The sequence below is a fragment of the Geomonas subterranea genome, assembly GCF_019063845.1.
Classification (GTDB): Bacteria; Desulfobacterota; Desulfuromonadia; order Geobacterales; family Geobacteraceae; genus Geomonas; species Geomonas subterranea.
The window spans coordinates 206,183-228,055 of record NZ_CP077683.1 but is presented as its reverse complement, the minus strand read 5'-3'; the positions used below and the strand labels follow the sequence as shown (position 1 = coordinate 228,055).

The window sequence follows — 21,873 nt, the reverse complement described above, 5'->3', positions numbered from 1 at the left end:
GGCTAGTCACCCGGGTTGAGGCCCAGAAGCGGCTCGTGCACGAAGCGGCCGTCCTTCTGGATCAGGATGTCGTCGAACCACAGTTCGCCGTCTCCGGCCAGGATCTTCACCATGTCCCAGTGGACGGCGGAGCGGTTGCCGTTGTCGCACTCGTCGTAGGCCTGTCCGGGAGTGAAATGGATGGAGCCGAAGATCTTCTCGTCGAAGAGGATGTTGCGCATCGGCACCCGGATCTTCGGGTTCACGCCGATGGCAAACTCCCCCACGTAGCGCGCCCCCTCGTCGGTGTCGAGGATGCGGTTCAGTTCCGCGTCCATGCCGGGGGAAGTCGCCTTCACGATGCGCCCTTTCTCGAACTCCAGGCGGATGTTGTTGAATTCCTTACCCTGGTACACGGTCGGGCAGTTGTAGGTGATGTACCCCTCCACCGAGTCGCGCACCGGCGCGGTGAAGACCTCGCCGTCGGGGATGTTCAGGCGCCCGTCGCACTTGATGCCGGGGAGCCCCTTGATGCTGAAGCAGAGGTCGGTGTCCGAGGCCTTGATGCGCACCCGGTCCGCGGCATCGACGCACGCTTTCAGCGCGTCCTGCTTCTTCGATTCCTCCTCCCAGTCCATGCAGCAGGCGGCGAAGAGGTAATCCTCGTACTCGTCCAGGCTCATGCGCGCTTCCTGCGCGGCGCCGTGGGTCGGGTAGCGGGTCACCACCCAGCGGGTCCCCTTGACGCGCTGGTCGATGATGGGGCGCATCACCTTGGACCAGGCGATCATGCTCTGCTGGTTCGCCTTGGCCATCACCATGGAGTTGTCCGCGGCGGAGAGGCCGAAGTAGACGTCAACCTCTTTCATGAAATCGAGCTTGTGCTGCGGGAAAAAGGAGAGCTGGTCGGGGGTGGCGAGGTTGTAGAAGTAGCGGCCGATATCCGGAATGCTGAACTCGTATTCGACGTACTTGGCGCCCTTCTCAAGGCACAGGGCGTAGAGTTCCTTCACCAGCGGCGCACCTTCCAGGCCGGCGCAGGAGATGAGCACCACGTCGCCCGGCTGTACGCGGGCCGAGTAGTTGACCAGTACTTCGGCGAATTGTCTGACGCGAGGATCTTTCATATGCGTGCCCCCGTAAGCTGGCTTAAGAATGGGTGAGGCGGCTGCCCGGCATAAGGTGGCCGGCAGGCGATGACCGATTCCGTAGGGGCGAATAATCATTCGCCCTAACCAGCAAGAGCCACCTCACCCGCCCCTTTCCCAGGAGAGGGAGGACGGTCAGGGCGAATATTTATTCGCCCCTACAGTGGACATCTTATCTGCCGGTATGCCCGAACCCGCCTGCGCCGCGGCCGGTTTCGCCCAGCTCATCCACCTCGATGAACCCGGCGCGTTCGCAGCGGGCGAAGACCATCTGGGCGATGCGTTCGCCGTTCTTGATGACGAAGGGCTCGCTGCCGTGGTTGATGACGATGACGCCGATCTCGCCCCGGTAGTCGGCGTCTATGGTGCCGGGAGAGTTGACCAGGGCGATGCCGTGCCTGAGTGCGAGCCCGCTCCTGGGCCGCACCTGCGCCTCGAAGCCGGGAGGGATCTCAATGGCAATCCCGGTGGGAACCAGGGCCCGCTCGCCGGGATGCAGCACGAATTCATCCTCGAGCGCGGCGCACAGGTCGACGCCCGCCGCCTGCTCGGTCATGTAGCAGGGGAGAGGGGTCGACCGCAGGCGCTTTATCCGGATGGGCACGGTTTTCATCAGACGTTGATGTCGGAAGCTGAGAAGGCGGGTGTGCCGATCCGGCCCAGCATGACCAGGGTCAGCGCGTCGTTGTCCAGGATCTCGTTGGCGAGCTCCATGATGCTGTCGGAGGTGACGCGGTCGAAACCGTCCATGATCTCGGTAAGCGGCAGCGGAGTGCCGAAGTAGATCTCGTTCTTGGCCAGGCGGGACATCCGGTTGTCACTGGACTCAAGCGACAGAAGGAGGTTCCCCTTCAACTGTTCCCGGGCGGCCTCGAGCTGGTCGGCCGAAACGGGCTCGTGCTTGAAACGGCCGATCTCGCGCAGCATGATCTCGAGGAGTTCCTTGGAGTTTTCCGGGCTGGCGCCCGCGTAGACCACCAGGGAACCGGCGTCGGCGTGGGAGGCGATGTAGGAGTAGACCGAGTAGGCAAGCCCGCTCTTCTCGCGCACCTCCTGGAACAGGCGGGAACTCATGGAACCACCCAGGATCGCGTTCATAATGAAGGCGTCATAGCGCTGCGGGTGGCTCTGCTGTACACCCTTCAGCCCGAGGCAGACATGGATCTGCTCCAGGTCCTTCTCGACCAGCTCTATTCTGCGCTCGTACACCGGCGGCACCGATTCGCTCCTGCCGTGCCCCGGCTCCACTCCATGCAGGAACTCCTCCAGAAGCGCGGTGAGCTTTTCGTGGGTGACGTTGCCGGCGGCGGTGACGATGACGTCGTCGGCGCGGTACATCTGGTCCTTGTAGGCGATGATCGCGTCGCGTGATAGCCCGGTGACGCTCTCTGCGTCGCCCAGGATGGACATCCCCAGCGGGTGCCCCTTCCAGAAATGCTGGTGGAACAGGTCGTGGATCAGATCGTCGGGGGTGTCCTCCATCATGTTGATCTCCTGGAGCACCACGCGGCGTTCCTTTTCGATCTCTTCGCTGTCGAAGGTGGAATGGAGGAAGATGTCGGTCAAAAGGTCGACCGCACGGGGGAGAAACTTGTCCAGAACCTTGGCGTAGTAGCAGACGTACTCGCGGCTGGTGAAGGCATTCAGGACGCCCCCCACGGAGTCGATTTCGCGGGCAATATCCAATGAGGAGCGGCGTTCGGTGCCTTTAAAGAGGAGATGTTCGATGAAATGGGCGACGCCGTTCGACTCCCGCCGTTCGTGGCGGGAGCCGTTGGCGACCCAAATTCCGATGGAAACCGAGCTGGCATACGGTATCCGCTCGGTGATGACGCGGATACCGTTATTTAGGGTGGTCTTTTTAATCATGGCTAGAACTATACCGGGAAACCCATGAATTGCCAGTTTTCAAATGAGAGAAATTATTCGGTGAAAGTCTGGCCCAGAGCCTCTTTGCGGGAGAGCTTGATCTTGCCCTGCTTGTCGATGCCGATGCACTTCACCAGCACCTTGTCCCCTTCCTTGAGGATGTCGCTCACGTTCTTCACGCGCTCGGTGTCGAGCTCGGAGACGTGCACCAGGCCGTCGGTGCCCGGGAAGATCTCGACGAATGCGCCGAACTCCATGATCTTCTTCACGGTGCCCATGTAGAGCTTCCCTTCTTCGGCTTCCGCGGTGAGGTTGCGGATCATCTTGATGGCGAGGTCGCAGGCTTCCTTGTTGTTGGAGGCGATGTTGATCTTGCCGGTGTCCTCGATGTCGATGGCTACGCCGGTCGCCTCGGTGACGCTCCTGATGTTCTTGCCGCCGCTACCGATAACGTCGCGGATCTTGTCGACCTTGACCCAGATGGTGGTGATGCGCGGTGCGAAAGCGGAGAGGTCGCCGCGCGGGGTCGCGAGGGTTTTGGCCATTTCGCCCAGGATGTGGACGCGGCCTGCCTTTGCCTGTGCCAGCGCGGCACCCATGATCTCGCGGGTCACGCCGCCGATCTTGATGTCCATCTGCAGCGCGGTGACGCCTTCGGCGGTACCGGCCACTTTGAAGTCCATGTCGCCCAGGTGGTCTTCGTCACCAAGGATGTCGGAGAGGATGGCGTACTCGTCGCCTTCCTTGATGAGGCCCATGGCGATACCCGCGACCGGTGCCTTGATCGGGATGCCGGCGTCCATCATGGACATGGAGCCGCCGCAGACGGTGGCCATGGAGGAGGAGCCGTTGCTCTCGGTGATGTCCGAGACGATACGGATGGTGTAGGGGAAGTCGTCGTGCTTCGGGAGCACCTGCTGCAGCGCGCGCTCGGCCAGCATGCCGTGGCCGATTTCGCGGCGCCCCGGGGCGAGGCGGAAGCTGGTCTCGCCGACGGAGTACGGCGGGAAGTTGTAGTGCAGGAGGAACTTCTTCCTGGAATCGCCGTAGAGCGAGTCGATGCGCTGCTCGTCGACCGAGGTGCCCAGGGTGGCGGCCACGATGGACTGGGTCTCACCGCGGGTGAACAGGGCGGAGCCGTGAGCGCGCGGCAGGAAGCCGACTTCGGTGGCGATGTTACGGATGGTCTTGGTGTCGCGGCCGTCGATCCTGGAGCCGTCCTTGATGATGTGCTCACGCACCAGATTGTACTCGAGGTCTTCGATGAAGGCCTTGACCTCTTTCTCGGAGCCTTCGAACTCCTCGGCCAGCGCCGCCACGGTCTTCTCGGTGATGGCGTCGATGGCGTCGTGACGCTCGCCTTTGGCCTTGATGCGGACCGCAGCCTTCATCTCCTCTTTGGCGAGGGCGTCGACGCGGGCTTTCAGGGCCTCGTTCACTACCGGCGCCGGGACGTCGCGCTTTGCGACGCCGACCTTGGCGGCCAGCTCTTCCTGCGCTGCCAGGATCCCCTGCACCGCTTCCTTGCCGAAGAAGATCGCTTCGAGGAGGTCGTCCTCGGACACTTCGGAGGCGCTACCTTCCACCATCAGGATCGCGTCCTTGGAGGCGGCGATCACGATCTCCATGTCGCTCTTCTCTTCCTGCTCGGCGGTCGGGTTGGCGATGAACTGGCCGTCGACGCGGCCGACTTTGACGCCGGCAATGGGGCCCGCGAAGGGGGCGTCGGAGACCATGAGTGCGGCGGAAGCGCCGATCATGGCGAGGATGCCGGGGTCGTGGTCCTTGTCAGCCGACATGACGGTAGCCATGATCTGGGTGTCGTTCAGGAACCCTTCCGGGAACAGCGGACGGATCGGGCGGTCGATGAGACGGGAGGTGAGGGTTTCGTTGTCGGAGGGACGCCCTTCGCGCTTGAAGAAGGAGCCGGGGATGCGGCCGCCCGCGTACGCTTTCTCCTGGTAGTTGACGGTGAGCGGGAAGAAGCCCTGCCCTTCCTTGGCGGTTTTCATGGCGACGGCGGTGACGAGCACCATGGTGTCGCCGCTTTTGATCATGACCGCGCCGCTTGCCTGCTTGGCGATCTTGCCTGTTTCGATAGTGATAGTTTTGCCACAGCACTCTGCTTGGACAGTGTGTACCATTGTTACGGCCTCCATTTGGCTTTTGTTCTGGTTGGTGTTGGGGCCGCCGAGAAAAGCGCCATGCGGGCGTAACCGTGCGCCGCAGGGCAGTTTTATCCACGCCCCCAACAAAGAAAAGGGCACGAGGCCCTTACATGATGAAAAAGAGGAAAGGCAATATACCCCAGTGAGGTATACTGCCTTTTCTTACCTTCTGATGCCGAGTTTAGCGATGATCGCTTTGTACCTTTCGACGTCTTTCTTCTTCAGGTAGTCAAGCAGACCCCTTCTCTGACCGACGATCTTCAGCAGACCGCGACGGCTGTGATGATCCTTCTTGTGAGTCTTGAAGTGCTCAGTCAGATAAGTGATACGCTCCGAAAGAATTGCAATCTGCACTTCCGGCGAACCCGTGTCGGAATCGTGCAGCTTATGAGCTGTGATGATTTCCTGCTTCTTTTCCGTTTGCAGCATGTGGTTACACCCCCTTCCGCTTCCTAGTTATTTTGCTTATTTATACCTGACCGCAGAGAAGATACCCGCGGATTAGATCAAGACCTTTAACTCTTATCACAAAAGCAAGTACGTGTAAAGAAGGAATACTAATTGAATACACGCGCCAGCCGCAGCCCTTTGAGCTTGTCGTGCCCGGCTACTGCCGCGAAACGCTCCCCCAGATAGAGTCGCACCTGTTCCCCTTGTGCCAGTTCGCCCGGAGCTTCAATGAAATCATGGGGCTGCGGCACCACGCCGTTCAACACCTTCCTCCCACCCGCCTCGGTGAGGAAAAGTGCCTTCAGGTGCTCTAGCGCACGGTCCAGGGGCATGAGCAGCGCCTGCTGGTCGGCGGCTCCGGCCAGCGTCTCGATGCTGATGGCGTCGGCCTCCCTGAAGAGCCCGCTCCTGGTGCGCCGCAGCTCCAGCAGATGCGCGCCGCAGCCGAGCGCCTCGCCGATGTCGCAGGCGAGCGTCCTCACGTAGGTGCCGCGCGAGCAGCGCACCGTGAAACAGGCCTCGGGGAGCCGGATCCATTCGAAAGTGAGCGCATGGATCTCCACCTCGCGCGCCTCGCGCTCCACCTCGATTCCCTTGCGGGCCAGCTTGTAGAGCGGCACGCCCCCCTGCTTGATGGCGGAGAACATGGGAGGAAGCTGCTTCTGGAGCCCGAGAAAGCGCGGCACCAGCCGCTCCAGGTCAGCCGGAGCGAGATGCGACCATTCCCGCTCTGCGATCACCTCTCCGGTGAGATCCTGGGTGTCGGTGGCGATCCCCAGCCGCAGGACGGCACGGTATTCCTTCTCCGCCTCGTCCAGGAACTGGATCGCCTTGGTCCCCTCCCCCACCGCGACCGGCAAGACGCCGGTGGCAAAGGGATCGAGGGTCCCGGTGTGCCCTACCTTCTTCTGATTGATGGCGCGACGGACCTTGGACACGATGTCATGCGAGGTGACACCGGCCGGCTTGTCGATCACGAAAAAGCCGTTCAGCATCAGCGCATCTGCTCCAACCGGTCGAAGACCTGCGCCTTGACCTCGGCGAGCGTCCCGCGCACCATGCAGCCGGCGGCGTTGTGGTGCCCGCCGCCGCCGAAGGAGGCGGATACCGCGGAGACGTCGACCTTCCCCTTGCTCCTGAAGCCGACCTTGAAGAGCCCCTCGTCGACCTGGCGGAAAAAGAGCGCCACCTGCACCCCCTTGATGGAGCGCGGGTAGTTGATGAAACGGTCGGTGTCCTGGGCGGTGGCGCCGGTCTTTTGGTACATGTCCAGGGTCACCGTCACCGAGGCGTACTCGCCCGAGGGGGAGACGGTCAGGTCCGAGAGAGCCAGCGCGAGAAGCGCGATCCTCTGCAGGGGCTCGCTCTCGTAGAGGTTCTCGTTGACGCTCCAGGCGTTCACCCCCTTGCCGATCATCTCGCCGGCGATGGCGAAGGACTCGGGGTCGGAGTTGGAGTAGTGGAAGCTCCCGGTGTCGGAAAGGATCGCGGTGTAGATGCAGAGCGCGGTGGGATAATCGACCTCGTCGCCGGCGGCCTTGATGATCCGGTAGATGAGGGCGGCAGTTGCGCTCGCCTTGGGGTCGATCAGGTTGCAGACGCCGAAGTTCTCGCACCCCAGGTGATGGTCGATGTTGATGAAGCGGCCGACCCTCTTGTTCCCGGTGACAGCCTTGCCGGCGCGCCGGAACTCCCCGACGTCGAGCACGAAGCAGACGTCGAAGTCGCGCTCGGGCATCTCGGCGTAGACCTGCTCCGACATCGGGAGGAAGGAGCAGTTGTCCGGGACGGGGTCGCACAGGTAGACGGTGACATCCTTGCCGCGCGCGGTGAGGTAATTGGCCAAAGCCAGGGAGGAACCGACCGCGTCGGGGTCGGGGCTCTCGTGGCTGGTGATAAGAAAGCTGTCTGCCTGCTCGATCTCCGCAACTATCCGCTTAATCTCAGCTGTCGTCGCCGTCATCCGTAGCCCCAATCTCCTTCAGAATCGATTCGATATGCTGGCCATAATCCAACGAGGTGTCGTACTTGAAGATCACCTCGGGGGTGAAACGCAATTTGAGGGCCTGCCCGATCTCTTTACGGATGTAGCCCTTGGCGGAGTTGAGGCCCGCCTCGCTGTTCTTCTTGGCGGCATCGTCGCCGTGCACGGTGAAATAAACGGTGGCATGCCTCAAATCGGGGGTGATCTTGACACCGGTGATGGTCAAAAAGCCAATGCGGGGGTCCTTGAGACCCTTTATCAGGAGTTCCGAGATGATCTTGTGGATCTCTTCGGCAACCTTGTCGGAACGCTTTACCATGATCTTTCTCTCTTGTCAGTCTGGGAGGTGCCATTGTCATGGATCACTCACCCGTAGGGGCGAATAATCATTCGCCCTGCCTTGCCCGCCCACCTCGCTCCTTGGCAGGCAAAACGGGCAGCATCATAAAACGATAAGGGGAGAGCGGCTTCCGCCGCCGGGATGCCGGACGCGGGACGCCGCTCTCCCCGTTTGCTTTACTGTTACAGCTTGCCGGCAACCTTCTCCATCTCGAAGCACTCGAAGATGTCGCCGATCTTCAGGTCGTTGTAGCTCTCAAGCGACATGCCGCACTCGTAGCCGGTGGCCACTTCCTTGACGTCGTCCTTGAAGCGGCGCAGGCTGCCGAGCTTCCCTTCGAAGACCACCACGTTGTCGCGCAGCAGGCGGACCTGTGCGTTCCTGATGATCTTGCCGTCGGTGACGTAGGAACCGGCGACCATGCCCGCCTTGGGCACGGAGAAGACTTCCCTGATCTCGGCACGCCCCAGGTACTTCTCCTTGAAGGTCGGCTCGAGGAGGCCTTCCATCGCCTTCTTGATGTCGTCCACCGCGTCGTAGATGATGTTGTACAGCCTGACGTCGACCCCTTCCTTCTCGGCGAGGGCTGCCGCCTTGACCTCGGGGCGTACGTTGAAGCCGAGGATGATGGCGTTGGAGGCGCTGGCCAGGTTGACGTCGGTCTCGGTGATGGCGCCGACGGAGGCGTGCAGCACGTTGAGACGGATGGCGTCGGTGGTGAGCTTCCTGAGGGACTCGGCCACGGCCTCGACGGAACCCTGCACGTCGCCCTTGACGATGGTGTTGAGGTCCTTGACCTCCCCTTTCTGGATCTTCTCGTAGAGCTGCTCCAGGGAGAGCTTGCTGTGCTTGGCCAGTTCGGACTCGCGCAGCTTCATCTGGCGGTGGTTTGCGATCTCCTTGGCCTGCTTCTCGTCGGTCATGGCCACGAAGATGTCGCCCGCGTCGGGGACGCCGTTGAAGCCGATAACCTCGACCGGCATGGCCGGGCCGGCGGCGATCACCTTCTCGCCGCGGTCGTTCTGCATGGCGCGCACGCGGCCGAAGTGGATGCCGGCCACGAAGTAGTCGCCCGCCCTGAGGGTTCCCTCCTGGACCAGTACGGTCGCGACCGGGCCGCGCCCCTTGTCCAGCTTGGCCTCGACGACGGTGCCGCGCGCGGTCTTGTCCGGGTTGGCCTTGAGTTCGAGGACGTCCGCCTGCAGGAGAACCATCTCGAGCAGCGACTCGAGGTTCAGATGCTTCTTCGCGGAAACCTCCACGAAGATGGTCTCTCCGCCCCATTCCTCGGAAACCAGGCCGAACTCCATCAGCTCCTGCTTCACCTTGCTCGGGTTGGCCTCCGGCTTATCGATCTTGTTGATGGCGACGATGATCGGAACGCCCGCGGCCTTCGAGTGGTTGACCGCCTCGCGGGTCTGCGGCATGACGCCGTCGTCGGCCGCGACCACCAGGATGACGATGTCGGTCACCTTGGCGCCCCTGGCGCGCATCGCGGTGAACGCCTCGTGGCCCGGGGTGTCGAGGAAGGTGATCTTCTGACCCTTGAGTTCCACGTCGTAGGCGCCGATGTGCTGGGTGATGCCGCCCGCCTCGCCGGCGATGACGTTGGCCTGGCGGATGGCGTCCAGCAGCGAGGTCTTACCATGGTCGACGTGACCCATGATGGTGACGACCGGCGGACGCTTCTGCATCGCCTCCGGCGCATCCGGCTCCGCCTCGAGCAGCTCGTCCACGTCGAGCGCCACGTTCTCGATCTCGTAACCGAAATCGGTGGCCAGAAGGGTCGCGGTGTCGAAGTCCAGCGGGTGGTTGATGGTCGCCATCACCCCGAGCTTCATGAGGGCGCGGATCAGGTCGGTAGCCTTGATCCCCATGCGCTTGGCGAGCTCGCCCACGGTGATGGACTCGCTGATCTTGATGATCCTCTTGATGGCCTTGGGCACCGTGATCTCGGTTTTCTTGCCGATCTGGACCTTCTCGACGTACTTCCCTTTCTTCCCCTTGGAGCGGGGACCGGGCTCGAAGACCCGCTCGCGCTTGTCGAGCATGTCCTTGAAGCTATCTTTCTTCCCCTTGCCGGCGACGGCTCCACCTTTCTTGGCGTTCTTGCCGAAGTCGGTGCCCCCTGCCGGAGCGGGCTTACGCCCTTTCCTGCCGCGGTCGTCCAGCAGCGGCGGCGGCTCGATCGGGGTGAGCGGGGCCGGACGGTCCGGGCGCGGACCGGTGGGGCGATCGCCGGGACGGCCTGCACCCGGGCGGGGTGCGGGACGCTCGGTGCCGGGGCGCTCGACGCCGCGCGGCATGCCCGGGCGCGGTGCCGGGCGCTCGCCCTGAGCGGGGCGCTGGTATTCACGGCGCTCGGCCGGGCGCTGGGTCGGGATCGGGATCTCGACGCGGCCGAGGATCCTGGCGCGGGTGGCGGTCGGCTTGTCCGGCTCGGGCTCCACCTTGGCGGCTGCGGCCTCCGGGGCCTTGGCGGGAACGGCTTCGGCTGCGGGCTGCTCTGCCGGCTTGGCGGCCTCGGGCGCAACGGCCGGCGCTGCGGGAGCGGCCTCCGCCTTGGGGGCCTCGACGGCGGGCTTCTCGGCCGCGACCGGTGCCGCCGGGGCGGGCTTCTCCGCTGCCGCGGGCTCCTCTTCCTTCACGGGCGGGGCCTGGGGAGCCTGTGCCTCGGGCTTTGCCACCGGCTTGGGAGCGGGGGCCGCCTCGATGATCCTGGCACGGACCGGTTCCGGACGTTTGGGAGCCTCCTCCACCGGGGCCGCTTTCTCGACCACCGCGGGCTCCTCCACCTTCTCCGGCTCAGCCGGCTCAGCCGCCACCGGGGCTTCCGGCTCGACCGCCTTGGCGCGACGGCGGATCAGGGTCGGCTTAACCCTCACTTCTTCCTGGGATACTTCTTTGTGGGGGGTCTGCGCAGGGGCGGATACCGCCTTGATATCCGAATCCTCAAGGACAGCCATATGGTTCTTGACCTGCACGCCTGCCTCGGCCAACCTTGCCATAAGCTCCTTATTGTCGATCCCCATCTGCTGCGCCAGCTCATATACGCGGGTTTTGCTCATCTACTCACGCTCCTCCTCAAAGAAGTTCCTGTACTTTTCCATTTCCAATCCAATCGATCCCACGAAGCCGCTTTCCATAACAACCAGGACGCTTCTGAGTTCCTTTCCCAACAGCTCCCCAAGGCGGTCCTTGGTGAACAGGGAGATGCAGGGGACCTGTTTGAGCTGCGCCAGCCCCCTGAATTTTTCACCTATGTCCGGCGAGATGTCGGTGGCGACGAACAGCAGCCCGGCGCCCCCCTTCTTCAACTTATCCTGGACCTGGTCCGAGCCCGACACCACCTTGCCCGCCTTGTTGGCCAGGCTGATGTAGGAGGCGATGCGCTCCTCGAGCTTGTGCAGCACCTGCTGTACCAGCCCCTCCGGGTCGGCGCCCAGCACCTCTCCCTTGAAGCCGCGGGAGAACTGCTTTTTCTGCGCCGCCTGTCTCAGGCAGGACGCCTTCAGGCAGGTGTACGCCCCGCGACCCGGGAGCTTGTTCAGAAGGTCGGGGACCAGGGTGCGGTCCGGGGCCAGCACGAAGCGAAGCAGCTCGCCCTTGTCCTTGGTCTCACGGCAGGCAAGACAGCTTCTCTGTGGTGTGGCCTTGGGCATGCTAGTCCTCTTCGGTCGCCTCTACCGCTGCCGGCTCGGCAGCCTCGACGGGCTCTTCGGCCTCCTCGACCTCGGTGCCGTCATAGGAGGCGAACTGCTGCAGCTCGGCCTCGGCCATGCGGGTCTCGCTCTTGATGTCGATCTTCCACCCGGTCAGCTTGGCGGCGAGACGCACGTTCTGGCCGCGCTTGCCGATGGCGAGCGAGAGCTGGTCGTCCGCCACGATCACTTCCATGGCGTAATCCTCCTCGTCCACGTACACCTTGGTCACCACGGCCGGGGCCAGGGCGTTGCAGGCGAAGCGGGCGATGTCCTCGCTCCAGGGGATGATGTCGATCTTCTCGCCGCGCAGCTCAGATACCACGTTCTGGACGCGGGAGCCGCGCATGCCGACACACGCGCCGACCGGATCGACGTCGCCGTCGTGCGAGTAGACGGCGATCTTCGCGCGCCCCCCCGGCTCGCGCACGACGCTCTTGATCTCGACGATCCCTTCCGCGATTTCCGGCACCTCGGCCTCGAACAGCTTGGCCAGCATGGTGGGATGGGTGCGGGAGAGCATGATCTGGGGCCCCTTGGTGGTCATGCGGATCTCGGTGATCAGGGCCTTGACGCGGTCACCCTGGCGGTAGACCTCGCGCGGGGCCTGCTCCTTGTGCGGCAAGAGCGCCTCGGCGCGGCCGAGGTCGACGATCAGGTCGCCCTTCTCGAAACGGCGCACCACGCCGTTCACGATCTCGCCCTGGCGCTCCTGGAACTCGTTGAAGATGGTCTCGCGCTCCGCCTCGCGCACGCGCTGGATGATCACCTGCTTGGCGGTCTGCGCGGCGATCCTGGAAAAGCCGGAAGCGTCCATCTTCATGCCGATGGAGTCGCCGATCTCGACCTCCGGATCCTCCTCGCGCGCCTCGTCGAGCTCGATCTCACGGTATGAATCCTGTACCTCTTCCACGACGGTAACGAACTCGAACAACTCAACCTCGCCGATCTCGGGGTTGTAGTGTGCCTCCAGATCGCGGGTATTGCGGAATTTCTTGTTGGCCGCGGTGAGAACTGCCTGTTCCAGCGCCTCTACCACAATCCCTTTATCAATACCCTTCTCTTTTACGATCTGGTCGATCGTGTGCTTGAGGTTAAAGCTCGTTTCCACGTCACGGTCTCCTTCTGCTTGCTGATAATTGCAAAGTAAAGTTTAGAATTCGAATTCGAGGTTGGCCTTGGCCACCTTGTCCAGCGGGATCGAGGCGTGCTGCCCCTCGGTGAGGTCGATGCCGATGACTCCCTCTCCGACCTCGACGAGTTTCCCGGTGAAGGTCTTGCGCTTGTTACCGGCGTCGTCGGCGACCACGTCGAAGGTCTTCACCTTGACCAGGTGCCCCTGGAAACGCTGGTAGTCGGCGAGTTTCTTCAGCGGGCGGCAGATCCCGGGGGAGGAAACCTCCAGGTTGTAGTGATCCGGCATGAAGTCCTCGACGTCCAGGATGTCGGAAAGCTGCCGGCTCACGTCGGCGCAGTCGTCAAGGGTGATGCCCCCCTCCTTTTCCAGGAAGACCCGCAGCACCATGTCGCGCCCTTCGCGCTTATACTCCAGGTCCACCAGGCCGATCCCGAGAGGCCCGCCGATTTCGGCGACAATCTCTGTGACTCTTTCTGCTACATCAACCTTTGCCATCTGCGTTTTCCCATAAAAAAAAGCGAGCCGGAGGAGCTCACTTTTGAGTGAACATTAACATGTGACCCATTATTTAACATGGAAGAGTCGTTTATGCAAGCGCTTTTTTGATAAAAGTAAGCCGTTTTTCAAGCTTTCGGGGCTGCCGGGGAGCTGATTCTGAGGTCATTTTTGTGGTGTCTCGAAGTTGCCAAATAAAGCCTGCAGATGCATGACATTGGGTAAATTTAACCGAGTACCATGATTTTTCCTGTCCGTCCCCGATTTCCTCCTGTCAGTCCCCCGCGCGCCCCCCGGATAAAAGAGCCGGATTCACCCTGTGGCCCCAGCAATCTCTTCACTTTTAGAGCATTAGCTGCTATATATTGGCGTTGCCGCAACGGCACAAAAACCAGCACCAGGAAAGAGAACTAACATGAAATACATAAGCACCAGGGGAAACATCGCACCCATCGGGTTCAAGGAAGCCGTGATGATGGGACTTGCCACCGACGGAGGCCTCATCCTGCCGGAGAGCATCCCGCAGATCGCCCCTGAGACCCTTGCCGCCTGGGCCAAGCTCCCGTACCGCGAGCTCGCCTTCAATATCATCTCCCTTTTCGCCACCGACATACCAGCCGCCGACCTGAAGGCGCTCATCGACCGCTCCTATGGCAGCTTCGAGCACCAGGAGACCACGCCGCTGGTGAAAAAGGACGGCGTGTACATCCTTGAGCTCTTCCACGGCCCCACCCTCGCCTTCAAGGACGTGGCGCTGCAGCTGCTCGGCAACCTGTTCGAGTACCTCCTGAAGGAGCGCGGCGAGAAGATGAACATCCTCGGCGCCACCTCCGGCGACACCGGCAGCGCGGCCATCGCCGGGGTGCGCGGCAAGGAAAATATCAACATCTTCATCCTGCACCCGCACTTGAAGACCTCGCCCATCCAGGCGCTGCAGATGACCAGCGTGCTCGACGACAACGTGCACAACATCGCCATCGAGGGGACCTTCGACGACTGCCAGAACATAGTCAAGACCCTGTTCAACGATCTGGAGTTCAAAAAGGAGTACGCGCTGGGCGCGGTGAACTCGATCAACTGGGCGCGCGTGCTGGCGCAGGTGGTCTACTATTTCTACGCCTGGGGCAGGCTCCCCGAGCAGGGAAAGGTGGTCTTCTCCGTACCGACCGGCAACTTCGGCGACATCTTCGCCGGTTACCTGGCGAAGAGGATGGGCCTCCCGGTGGAGAAGCTGCTTTTGGCCACCAACGAGAACAACATCCTCTCCCGCTTCGTGCAAAGCGGCGACTATTCACTGGGCCAGGTGGTGCAGACCGTGTCGCCGTCCATGGACATCCAGCTTGCCTCCAACCTGGAGCGCTACCTCTACTATCTGTTCAACGAGAACCCGGAGCGGATCAGAAGCGCCTTTGCCGAACTGCAGCAGACCGGGAAGATCGTCTTCAGCGCCGAAGAGGTGCAGCGCGTGCATGGTGAATTCCTGAGCTGCACCGTCAGCGAGGAGATGACCCTGGAGACCATCGCCTCCTTCAACAAGGAAACCGGATACCTGCTCGACCCGCACACCGCGGTCGGCGTACGCGGAGCCCTGGAGTGCGTCAAGGGGCACCCCGCCGTGGTCTGCCTCGCCACAGCTCACCCCGCCAAGTTCGGCGAAGCGGTCGAGCGCGCCATCGGTGCTCCCGCGCCGCTGCCGCCGCAGTTGGCCGTCCTTCAGGGCAGGAAAACCCGCTGCGAGATCATGGCTGCCGACAAGGAGCTGGTGAAGCGGTTCGTGAAAGCCAAAGCTTAGTCTGACGTCGGACCTGTCGCACTAGTCACTAGTCGACAGGTCCGACCCAAAAAAGAGAAACCTTTCCATGCCCCTCCCCCCCCTGCACGTAGACTGGAACCTCATCGATACCGTCCATCTCGACATGGACGGCACCCTGCTCGACCGGCACTTCGACGACCACTTCTGGCTGGAGCATGTCCCCCGGCGCTACGCCGAGAAGAACGGCATCAGCGAAGACGCCGCGCAGGAGAAGCTGCACCGCATGTTCCGGTCCCAGGAGCAGACCCTCAACTGGACCGACCTGGACTACTGGTCGGCACAGCTCGGCCTCGACATCCCGGTACTCAAGGAAGAGGTGAACCACCTGATCGCGGTGCACCCCTTCGTGATCGAGTTCCTTCTCTTTTTGCGCCAGCATGGCAAGAAGATCTACCTGGTCACCAACGCCCACAGCAAGACCCTGAACCTCAAGCTGCGCCTGACCAGGATAGGGAGCTACTTCGACGGGATTATTTCAGCCCACGACCTGGGGCTGCCTAAGGAGGACCCCCTTTTCTGGGGGAAGCTGCAGCGGAAGGTGTTCTATGATCCGGAGCGGACCATGCTGGGAGAGGACAGCGAGACCAACCTGGAGACCGCGCGCCGCTTCGGCATCCGCTACCTGATCCACGTCGGACGCTTCAGCTCGGTAACGACGCCGGCCCATTCTGAAAATTTCCACTCCATCCACTATTTCAGCGAACTGATCCCGCGCGACGGCGGCATGAGCGTCGAGCTCGCACCTACCCCCGGGGCTTGACCCGGCACAGACCGTACTTCTTGGCCAGGTCGTAGAGAGCGGGACGGCTCACGCCGAGGATCTCAGCCGCCTTGCTCATGTTCCCCCCGGATGCCTGGATGGCATCGTGCACCATGTAGCGCTCCACCCTGTCCCGGGCCTCCCTGAGCGTCAGGTGCCCCGGTCCGCCCCCCCCCATGCCGCAGGGGGTCTCACCGTTTTGCAGAAGCTGCCCCCCCGGGAAAGCCAGGTCATCCCGGCCGCAGAATAGCCGCTGCAGTACCACGCATTGAGCACCTATCCACCCGACCGGGCGGAACTCACTGCCGTTCCCCAAAGGGAGCCGGCAAGCCGCATCTTCAACTACCCGACGCTTTTTCATGACGTCCATCCTCGCCTGCTAGCGGTTAACTGAGGAACCACTTGCGGAAGCGGATGCATCCACTTCCCACCCGGAAGAACAGTCGGCGGCTAACCCTTTGCATGATTACATTTTTTTAACATTTGCTAGTTCTATCGCACCCCCCATGGATGTCAAGGTTGTTAACGGCATGAACGATGACGGGGCAGATCCTCCCTTCGCTCCCCCTTCCTTGACACTGTGCACCCCATGCATTACTATCGGTTGCATTCATTCGAAATCATTGAACAATCCAGGCCCCGAGGAGGATTCATGAGCAGCGATCTCAATTGGGATACCACACCACTTTACCCTTCCCCTTCCGCACCCGAACTGACCAAGGCCTTCGATGACGCCACGGTGCAGGTCGCAGGATTCAGGGAACGCTACCGCGGCAAGGTCGCCGGGCTTTCCGCGGCAGCCCTTCTGGAAGCGCTGCAAGCGTACGAGAAGCTGCAGGAGGAGCTCGCCGTACCACAGCTCTACTCGCACCTGCTCTTCGCTGCCGACAGCGAAAGCGACCTGCACAAGCGCCTCTCCCAGAAGTCCCAGGAGTTCGGCAACGCCATGGGACGGGAACTCCTCTTCTTCGATCTCGAGATCATCCAGATGGAGGAGGAACCGTACCAGCAGCTGCTGCAGGATCCTGTGCTCGGCAATTACCGGCACTTCCTGGCGGTGCTGCGTAAGTTCAAGAAGCACACCCTGTCCGAGCGCGAGGAGAGCCTCCTTACCCAGAAGAGCCTTACCGGCGTCCAGGCCTTCTGCCGCCTGTTCGACGAGGTCTCCGCCTCGCTGCGCTACACCCTGGAGATGGACGGCGAGACGAAGGAGATGACCGGAGAGGAGCTGCTGGCACTTTTGCATCACCCCGATGCGGCATTGAGGGAGCGCGCCTTCGGCACCTTCCTGAAAAAGCACGAGGAGCACAGCATCCTCTACTCGGCGGTGTTCAACAACGTCGCCCTGGATCATTCCCAGGAGATGGAGCTCAGAAACTACAGCCATCCGATGGAGCCGACCAACCTCGGCAACGAGATCCCCAACGAGGTGGTGGAAAGCCTGATGCAGGTTTCCGAAAAGAACTATCCGCTGGCCCAGGAATACTTCCGCCTCAAGGCCAGGCTGCTCGGCATCCCCAAACTTAAGAACACCGACGTCTACGCGCCGCTCACGGAAAGCGACCGCACGTACAGCTTCGAAGAGGCGCGCGCCATGACGGTCGAGGCTTACCGCGGCTTCTCCGAGGAGTTCGCCCAGCTCGCCGACTCCTTCTTCACCGGGAAGCGGGTGGACGTGCTGCCCCGTCCCGGGAAGAGCGGCGGCGCCTTCTGCATGGGTATGACTCCTTCGCTTCCCCCGTACCTGCTGCTGAACTTTACCGGCAACCTGCGCGACGTCGCCACCATCGCCCACGAGGTGGGACATGGCATCCATTACCAGCTCGCCCAGCGCCAGACCATGCTGAACTACCACCCGCCGCTCCCCTTGGCGGAAACCGCATCGGTGTTCGGGGAGATGCTGCTGACCCGCCAGCTCCTGGAGCGGGAGACCGACGTCGAAGTGAAGAAGTCGCTTCTGTGCGCCAAGATCGAGGACATCATCGCCACGACCTTCCGGCAGAACGTGCTGACCAGGTTCGAGGAGCAGATGCACCTGGAGCGGGTGAACGGTCTTTTGACCGCGACCGAGCTTTCGGACCTCTGGTGGCGGGAGAACGCGAAGCTGTACGGGGACTCCGTGGAGATGATCGAACCCTACCGCTACGGCTGGAGCTACATCTCGCACTTCATCCACGCCCGTTTCTACTGCTACTCCTACACCTGCGCCGAGCTGGTGGTGTTGTCGCTGTTCCAGCGCTACCTGAAGGAGCGGGAGAGCTTTGTCCCCATCTACCGCGAGATCCTCGCCGACGGCGGTTCCAAGTCCCCCGGCGACACCCTCGCACCGGCCGGCATCGTCTTCAGCGACCCAAGCTTCTGGCAGGGAGGGTACGACCTCCTGGCCGACCTCATCGCGGAGTTGAAAGCGCTGCTGTAAATCGGACTCCGACGTGTCAGACAGGTCGGACAAGTGACGCAAAAAGGCCCGCCGGATTCCCGGCGGGCCTTTTTTACTGCTGCGTTGCGGCCAGTTCTGATTACATCTCGTCGAACTGGAGGTACTTGTACACGCTGTCCTTGTTCGGCTCGACCTTCTCCTTGTACACGGCCAGGTACTCGGCCGGGGTCGGGAGCTTGCCCATGTTGACGGTGACGGCACCGAGCTCGGCGGAGCCCAGGAACACCTTGGCGCCATTGCCGATCCTGTCGTCGAAGTTGCGGGTCGAGGTGGAGAACATGTTCACCCCGTCGGGCACGCGTGCCTGGTTGCCCATGCAGAGCGAGCAGCCGGCGATCTCGACGCGTGCGCCCATGGCGCTGTAGACGGAGAAGTACGCCTCGTCTTTCAGCTTGGCCTGGTCCATGCGGGTCGGCGGGCAGATCCAGGTGCGGACGTTGGGGTTGAACTTCTGGCCCCTCCAGATCTCACCGGCAGCGCGGAAGTGACCGATGTTGGTCATGCAGGAACCGAGGAACACGTCCTGGATCGGGGTGCCGGCAACCTCGGAGAGGAGCTTCACGTCGTCCGGATCGTTCGGGCAGGCGAGGATCGGCTCGGTGATCTCGGCGAGATCGATCTCGATGACAGCGGCGTACTCGGCGTTGGCGTCCGCTTCCAGAAGCTTCGGAGCCTTCAGCCACTCGTTGACCGCGTCGATGCGGTTCTGCAGGGTCTGTGCGTCCTGGTAGCCGTCGGCGATCATCTGCTTCATGAGAGCTACGTTGGAACGGAGGTAGGTGGCCACGGACTGCTCGGAGAGCTTGATGCAGCCTGCGGCGGCGCTACGCTCGGCGGCGGCGTCGGTCAGCTCGAAGGCCTGCTCGACGGAGAGCTCCGGAAGACCTTCCATCTCGAGAATGCGGCCGTTGAAGATGTTGACCTTGTTCTTCTTGGGCACGGTGAGGAGCCCCTGCTTGATCGCCCAGTACGGGATGGCGTTGACCGCGTCGCGCAGGGTGATGCCGGGGTTGAACTTGCCCTTGAAGCGGACCAGTACGGACTCGGGCATGTCCAGCGGCATGAAGCCGAGGGCGCCTGCGAAGGCGACCAGGCCGGAACCCGCCGGGAAGGAGATCCCGATCGGGAAACGGGTGTGGGAGTCGCCGCCGGTACCGACGGTGTCCGGAACCAGCAGACGGTTGAGCCAGGAGTGGATGACGCCGTCGCCCGGCTTCAGGGGCACGCCGCCACGCTCGATGATGAACTGCGGCAGGGTCTTGTGCATCTTGACGTCGGCCGGCTTCGGGTAGGCAGCGGTGTGGCAGAAGGACTGCATGAACATCGGCGCCTGGAACTTCAGGCAGGCGAGTTCTTTCAGCTCGTCGGCGGTCATAGGTCCCGTGGTGTCCTGGGAACCGACGGTGGTCATCTTCGGTTCGCACGCGGTGCCCGGGAGGACGCCGGCGACGCCGCAGGCCTGGCCGACCATCTTCTGAGCCAGGGAGTACCCCTGGCCCGGCTTGGCAACCGGGTTGACCGGCAGGGTGAAGACGTCGGTCGGGGCCATGCCGAGCGCCTTCCTGGCGCGGTCGGTAAGGGCGCGGCCGATGATCAGCGGAATGCGGCCGCCGGCGCGGAACTCGTCGAACAGGGTGTTGGGGGCCACGGTGAAGGTGGAGAGAACTTCGCCCCCCTCGGTGGTGATCTCACCTTTCTTGGAGTTGATCACGATGACGTCGCCGGTCTTCATCTTGGTCACGTCGGTCTTGATCGGGAAGGCGCCGGAATCCTGCGCGGTGTTGAAGAAGATCGGTGCGATGACGCCGCCGATGATGATGCCGTCGCGACGCTTGTTCGGAACCGCCGGGATGTCCTGGCCGATGTGCCAGAGGACGCTGTTGCAGGCGGATTTACGGGAGGAGCCGGTACCCACGACGTCACCCACGAAGGCAACCTGGAACCCGTCCGCCCTGAACTTGGCGATGGTGGCGTTGCCGTCGGGGAAGCGGGTCTTGCCCATGGCAAGCGCGTGCAGCGGGATGTCCGGACGGCTCCAGGCGTCGCCCGCCGGGGAGAAGTCGTCGGTGTTGATCTCCCCCTCGACCTTGTAGACCTTCACCTTCACGGTCTCCGGCAGGCCGGGCTTGGAGGTGAACCACTCGGCGTTGGCCCAGGACTCGAGCACCTTCTTGGCGCCGGCGTTGGACTTGGAGAGTTCAAGAACGTCATCGAAGGCATCGTACACGAGGGTGGTGCCGCAGAGGGCCTTGACCGCCTCGTCGGCGACTTCCGCGTCCTTCAGGCCTGCAACCAGCGGGGCCACGTTGTAGCCGCCCAGCATGGTGCCGAGGATCTTGACTGCGTCTTTCTTGGAGACCAGCGGGGACTTCTTGGCGCCGGAAAGGATGGCCGCCAGGAAACCGGCCTTCACTTCGGCCGCCGGGTCGACGCCCGGAGAAACCCTTTCCTTCAGGAGGTGGAGCAGGAACTCCTCCTTGCCTGCCGGGGGCGCTTCCAACAGTTTGCAAAGGTCCGCGGTCTGCTCAGGGTCGAGCGGCTTCGCAGGAATCCCAAGTGCCTTTCTTTCTGCCTCTTGCTTCAGGTACGCTTCGATCATGATTCCTCCTAGATAATGTGCAGCTATTTACGGAAGTTATCAAAACTCTTCTGTCAGCTGATACTTCATTTGAACGGATACTGTATACAATTTTTACCCAGTTTTGTCAATTGTTGAAAGCGCCTGTAAAATAGCGCAGATCCGTCTCGAAGGAGCTGTTACTGTGGCGTTTTATCTGGAATCAGAGGAGCTGGATCACTGTGAGGAAAGGTGAAATATTAAGTAAATAAAATGTGGTGCGGATGAGTGTAGACGGTGAACCTGGTACCGCGCAGGTAGCCGACCAGGGTGATACCGGCCTCGTCGCAGATGCGGATGGCCATGTCGGTGGGAGAGGTGCGGGAAACGATGACGGCGATGCCCAAAAGCGCAGCCTTGGCAGCCATTTCCGCAGAGACACGGCCGGAGGTGGCCAGGATGGTTCCGGACAGGGGAATGCCCTTCAGCAGGGCCTCCCCGGCCAGACGATCGATGGTGTTGTGCCTACCAAGGTCCTCCGCGTGCAGGACGAGCGTCCCGTCGACAGCGCCGACGGCGGCGGAGTGGACCCCGCCGTGGCTCTTATAGCTGGTGCAGTTCATCGCCAGTTGCTTCATCAGCTCGAAGATTGCCGCGACCGCAACCTGCACCCCGGCGTCCCCCCCCCTCGCGCTGTCTGTGCCCGGCAGAGAGAAGGTGATGCCGGTGCCGCACCCGGAGGTCAGCACCGGTTTCAGCTCCTTGGGGATTTCGCCCTTGATGCGAACGTTGGCGATGCCGTAATCGTTGCAAACGCTCAACACCAGGAAGTCGTCCAGGTGCGAGACGAATCCCTGCAGCCGCAGAAAACCGGCCACCAGGAAGCGCAGGTCGTGGGGCGAGGCGATCAGCGTGACGAGCTCACGATCGTTGACGCGCAGCACCAGGGGGAATTCCCGCACCACGTCGACCTCGCCGCGCAGCACCTTTCCGTCGTTGTAGGTAGTAACGTTGGTCATAGGCACCTAAAA

The 21,873-nt window shown here is 62.3% G+C and carries 18 protein-coding genes; 3 read left to right on the top strand and 15 right to left on the bottom strand.

Translation table 11 applies throughout. The features are described from left to right. Nucleotides 1–2: 2 nt before the first annotated feature. From KP001_RS00980 to rimP, 12 genes are all read right to left on the bottom strand, one after another. Complete coding sequence (locus KP001_RS00980) at nucleotides 3–1,106, bottom strand: aminopeptidase (protein ID WP_217287734.1); 1,104 nt, start codon at nucleotides 1,104–1,106, stop codon at nucleotides 3–5. Nucleotides 1,107–1,299: 193 nt separating this feature from the next. After that, nucleotides 1,300–1,740, bottom strand: coding sequence for a dUTP diphosphatase (gene dut / locus KP001_RS00975; protein ID WP_217287733.1), 441 nt, complete (start codon nucleotides 1,738–1,740; stop codon nucleotides 1,300–1,302). Continuing rightward, the gene (locus KP001_RS00970; protein WP_217287732.1) at nucleotides 1,740–2,996 is read right to left on the bottom strand and encodes a M16 family metallopeptidase; all 1,257 of its coding nucleotides are present in this window, start codon (nucleotides 2,994–2,996) and stop codon (nucleotides 1,740–1,742) included. Before KP001_RS00970 ends, dut begins: the two co-directional genes overlap by 1 nt. Before the next feature lie 53 nt (nucleotides 2,997–3,049). Continuing rightward, complete coding sequence (pnp, locus tag KP001_RS00965) at nucleotides 3,050–5,140, bottom strand: polyribonucleotide nucleotidyltransferase (protein WP_217287731.1); 2,091 nt, start codon at nucleotides 5,138–5,140, stop codon at nucleotides 3,050–3,052. Nucleotides 5,141–5,326: 186 nt separating this feature from the next. Further along, nucleotides 5,327–5,593 carry a 30S ribosomal protein S15 gene (gene rpsO, locus KP001_RS00960; RefSeq protein WP_129127510.1) on the bottom strand — a complete coding sequence of 89 codons (267 nt, stop codon included), beginning with the start codon at nucleotides 5,591–5,593 and terminating at the stop codon, nucleotides 5,327–5,329. Between the two features lie 128 nt (nucleotides 5,594–5,721). Continuing rightward, complete coding sequence (truB, locus tag KP001_RS00955) at nucleotides 5,722–6,606, bottom strand: tRNA pseudouridine(55) synthase TruB (RefSeq protein WP_224958359.1); 885 nt, start codon at nucleotides 6,604–6,606, stop codon at nucleotides 5,722–5,724. A gap of 2 nt (nucleotides 6,607–6,608) precedes the next feature. Next, a complete protein-coding gene (locus tag KP001_RS00950; protein WP_217287729.1) occupies nucleotides 6,609–7,577 on the bottom strand; it encodes a DHH family phosphoesterase in 969 nt (322 codons plus the stop codon). Then, the gene (locus KP001_RS00945; protein WP_216511871.1) at nucleotides 7,558–7,917 is read right to left on the bottom strand and encodes a ribosome-binding factor A; all 360 of its coding nucleotides are present in this window, start codon (nucleotides 7,915–7,917) and stop codon (nucleotides 7,558–7,560) included. The genes KP001_RS00950 and KP001_RS00945 overlap by 20 nt, the downstream gene beginning before the upstream one ends. Nucleotides 7,918–8,120: 203 nt before the next feature. After that, on the bottom strand, nucleotides 8,121–11,006 hold the full coding sequence (gene infB / locus KP001_RS00940; RefSeq protein WP_217287728.1) for a translation initiation factor IF-2: 2,886 nt from the start codon (nucleotides 11,004–11,006) through the stop codon (nucleotides 8,121–8,123). Further along, on the bottom strand, nucleotides 11,007–11,600 hold the full coding sequence (locus KP001_RS00935) for a DUF448 domain-containing protein (RefSeq protein WP_217287727.1): 594 nt from the start codon (nucleotides 11,598–11,600) through the stop codon (nucleotides 11,007–11,009). A gap of 1 nt (nucleotide 11,601) precedes the next feature. Further along, nucleotides 11,602–12,750, bottom strand: coding sequence for a transcription termination factor NusA (gene nusA / locus KP001_RS00930; RefSeq protein ID WP_217287726.1), 1,149 nt, complete (start codon nucleotides 12,748–12,750; stop codon nucleotides 11,602–11,604). 42 nt (nucleotides 12,751–12,792) lie between these two features. Continuing rightward, on the bottom strand, nucleotides 12,793–13,272 hold the full coding sequence (rimP, locus tag KP001_RS00925) for a ribosome maturation factor RimP (RefSeq protein WP_217287725.1): 480 nt from the start codon (nucleotides 13,270–13,272) through the stop codon (nucleotides 12,793–12,795). A gap of 415 nt (nucleotides 13,273–13,687) precedes the next feature. On the opposite strand from rimP, the gene thrC reads away from it, so the two are divergent. Both thrC and yrfG read left to right on the top strand, forming a co-directional pair. Next, the gene (thrC, locus tag KP001_RS00920) at nucleotides 13,688–15,064 is read left to right on the top strand and encodes a threonine synthase (protein WP_217287724.1); all 1,377 of its coding nucleotides are present in this window, start codon (nucleotides 13,688–13,690) and stop codon (nucleotides 15,062–15,064) included. A gap of 67 nt (nucleotides 15,065–15,131) precedes the next feature. Next, nucleotides 15,132–15,845: a GMP/IMP nucleotidase gene (gene yrfG / locus KP001_RS00915; RefSeq protein WP_217287723.1), complete on the top strand. Its 714-nt coding sequence runs from the start codon at nucleotides 15,132–15,134 to the stop codon at nucleotides 15,843–15,845. On the opposite strand, the gene KP001_RS00910 is transcribed toward yrfG, so the two are convergent. Continuing rightward, nucleotides 15,829–16,206: a helix-turn-helix domain-containing protein gene (locus KP001_RS00910; RefSeq protein ID WP_224958273.1), complete on the bottom strand. Its 378-nt coding sequence runs from the start codon at nucleotides 16,204–16,206 to the stop codon at nucleotides 15,829–15,831. The genes yrfG and KP001_RS00910 overlap by 17 nt on opposite strands. Before the next feature lie 291 nt (nucleotides 16,207–16,497). Here KP001_RS00910 and KP001_RS00905 point away from each other — a divergent pair, with 291 nt between their 5' ends. Next, nucleotides 16,498–18,264: a M3 family oligoendopeptidase gene (locus tag KP001_RS00905; RefSeq protein ID WP_217287721.1), complete on the top strand. Its 1,767-nt coding sequence runs from the start codon at nucleotides 16,498–16,500 to the stop codon at nucleotides 18,262–18,264. Nucleotides 18,265–18,364: 100 nt separating this feature from the next. Here the strand turns inward: KP001_RS00905 and acnB are convergent, their stop codons facing one another. After that, the gene (gene acnB / locus KP001_RS00900) at nucleotides 18,365–20,884 is read right to left on the bottom strand and encodes a bifunctional aconitate hydratase 2/2-methylisocitrate dehydratase (RefSeq protein WP_217287720.1); all 2,520 of its coding nucleotides are present in this window, start codon (nucleotides 20,882–20,884) and stop codon (nucleotides 18,365–18,367) included. A gap of 218 nt (nucleotides 20,885–21,102) precedes the next feature. Then, nucleotides 21,103–21,861, bottom strand: a complete 759-nt coding sequence (gene fdhD / locus KP001_RS00895; RefSeq protein ID WP_217287719.1) for a formate dehydrogenase accessory sulfurtransferase FdhD — start codon at nucleotides 21,859–21,861, stop codon at nucleotides 21,103–21,105. Nucleotides 21,862–21,873 lie beyond the last annotated feature (12 nt).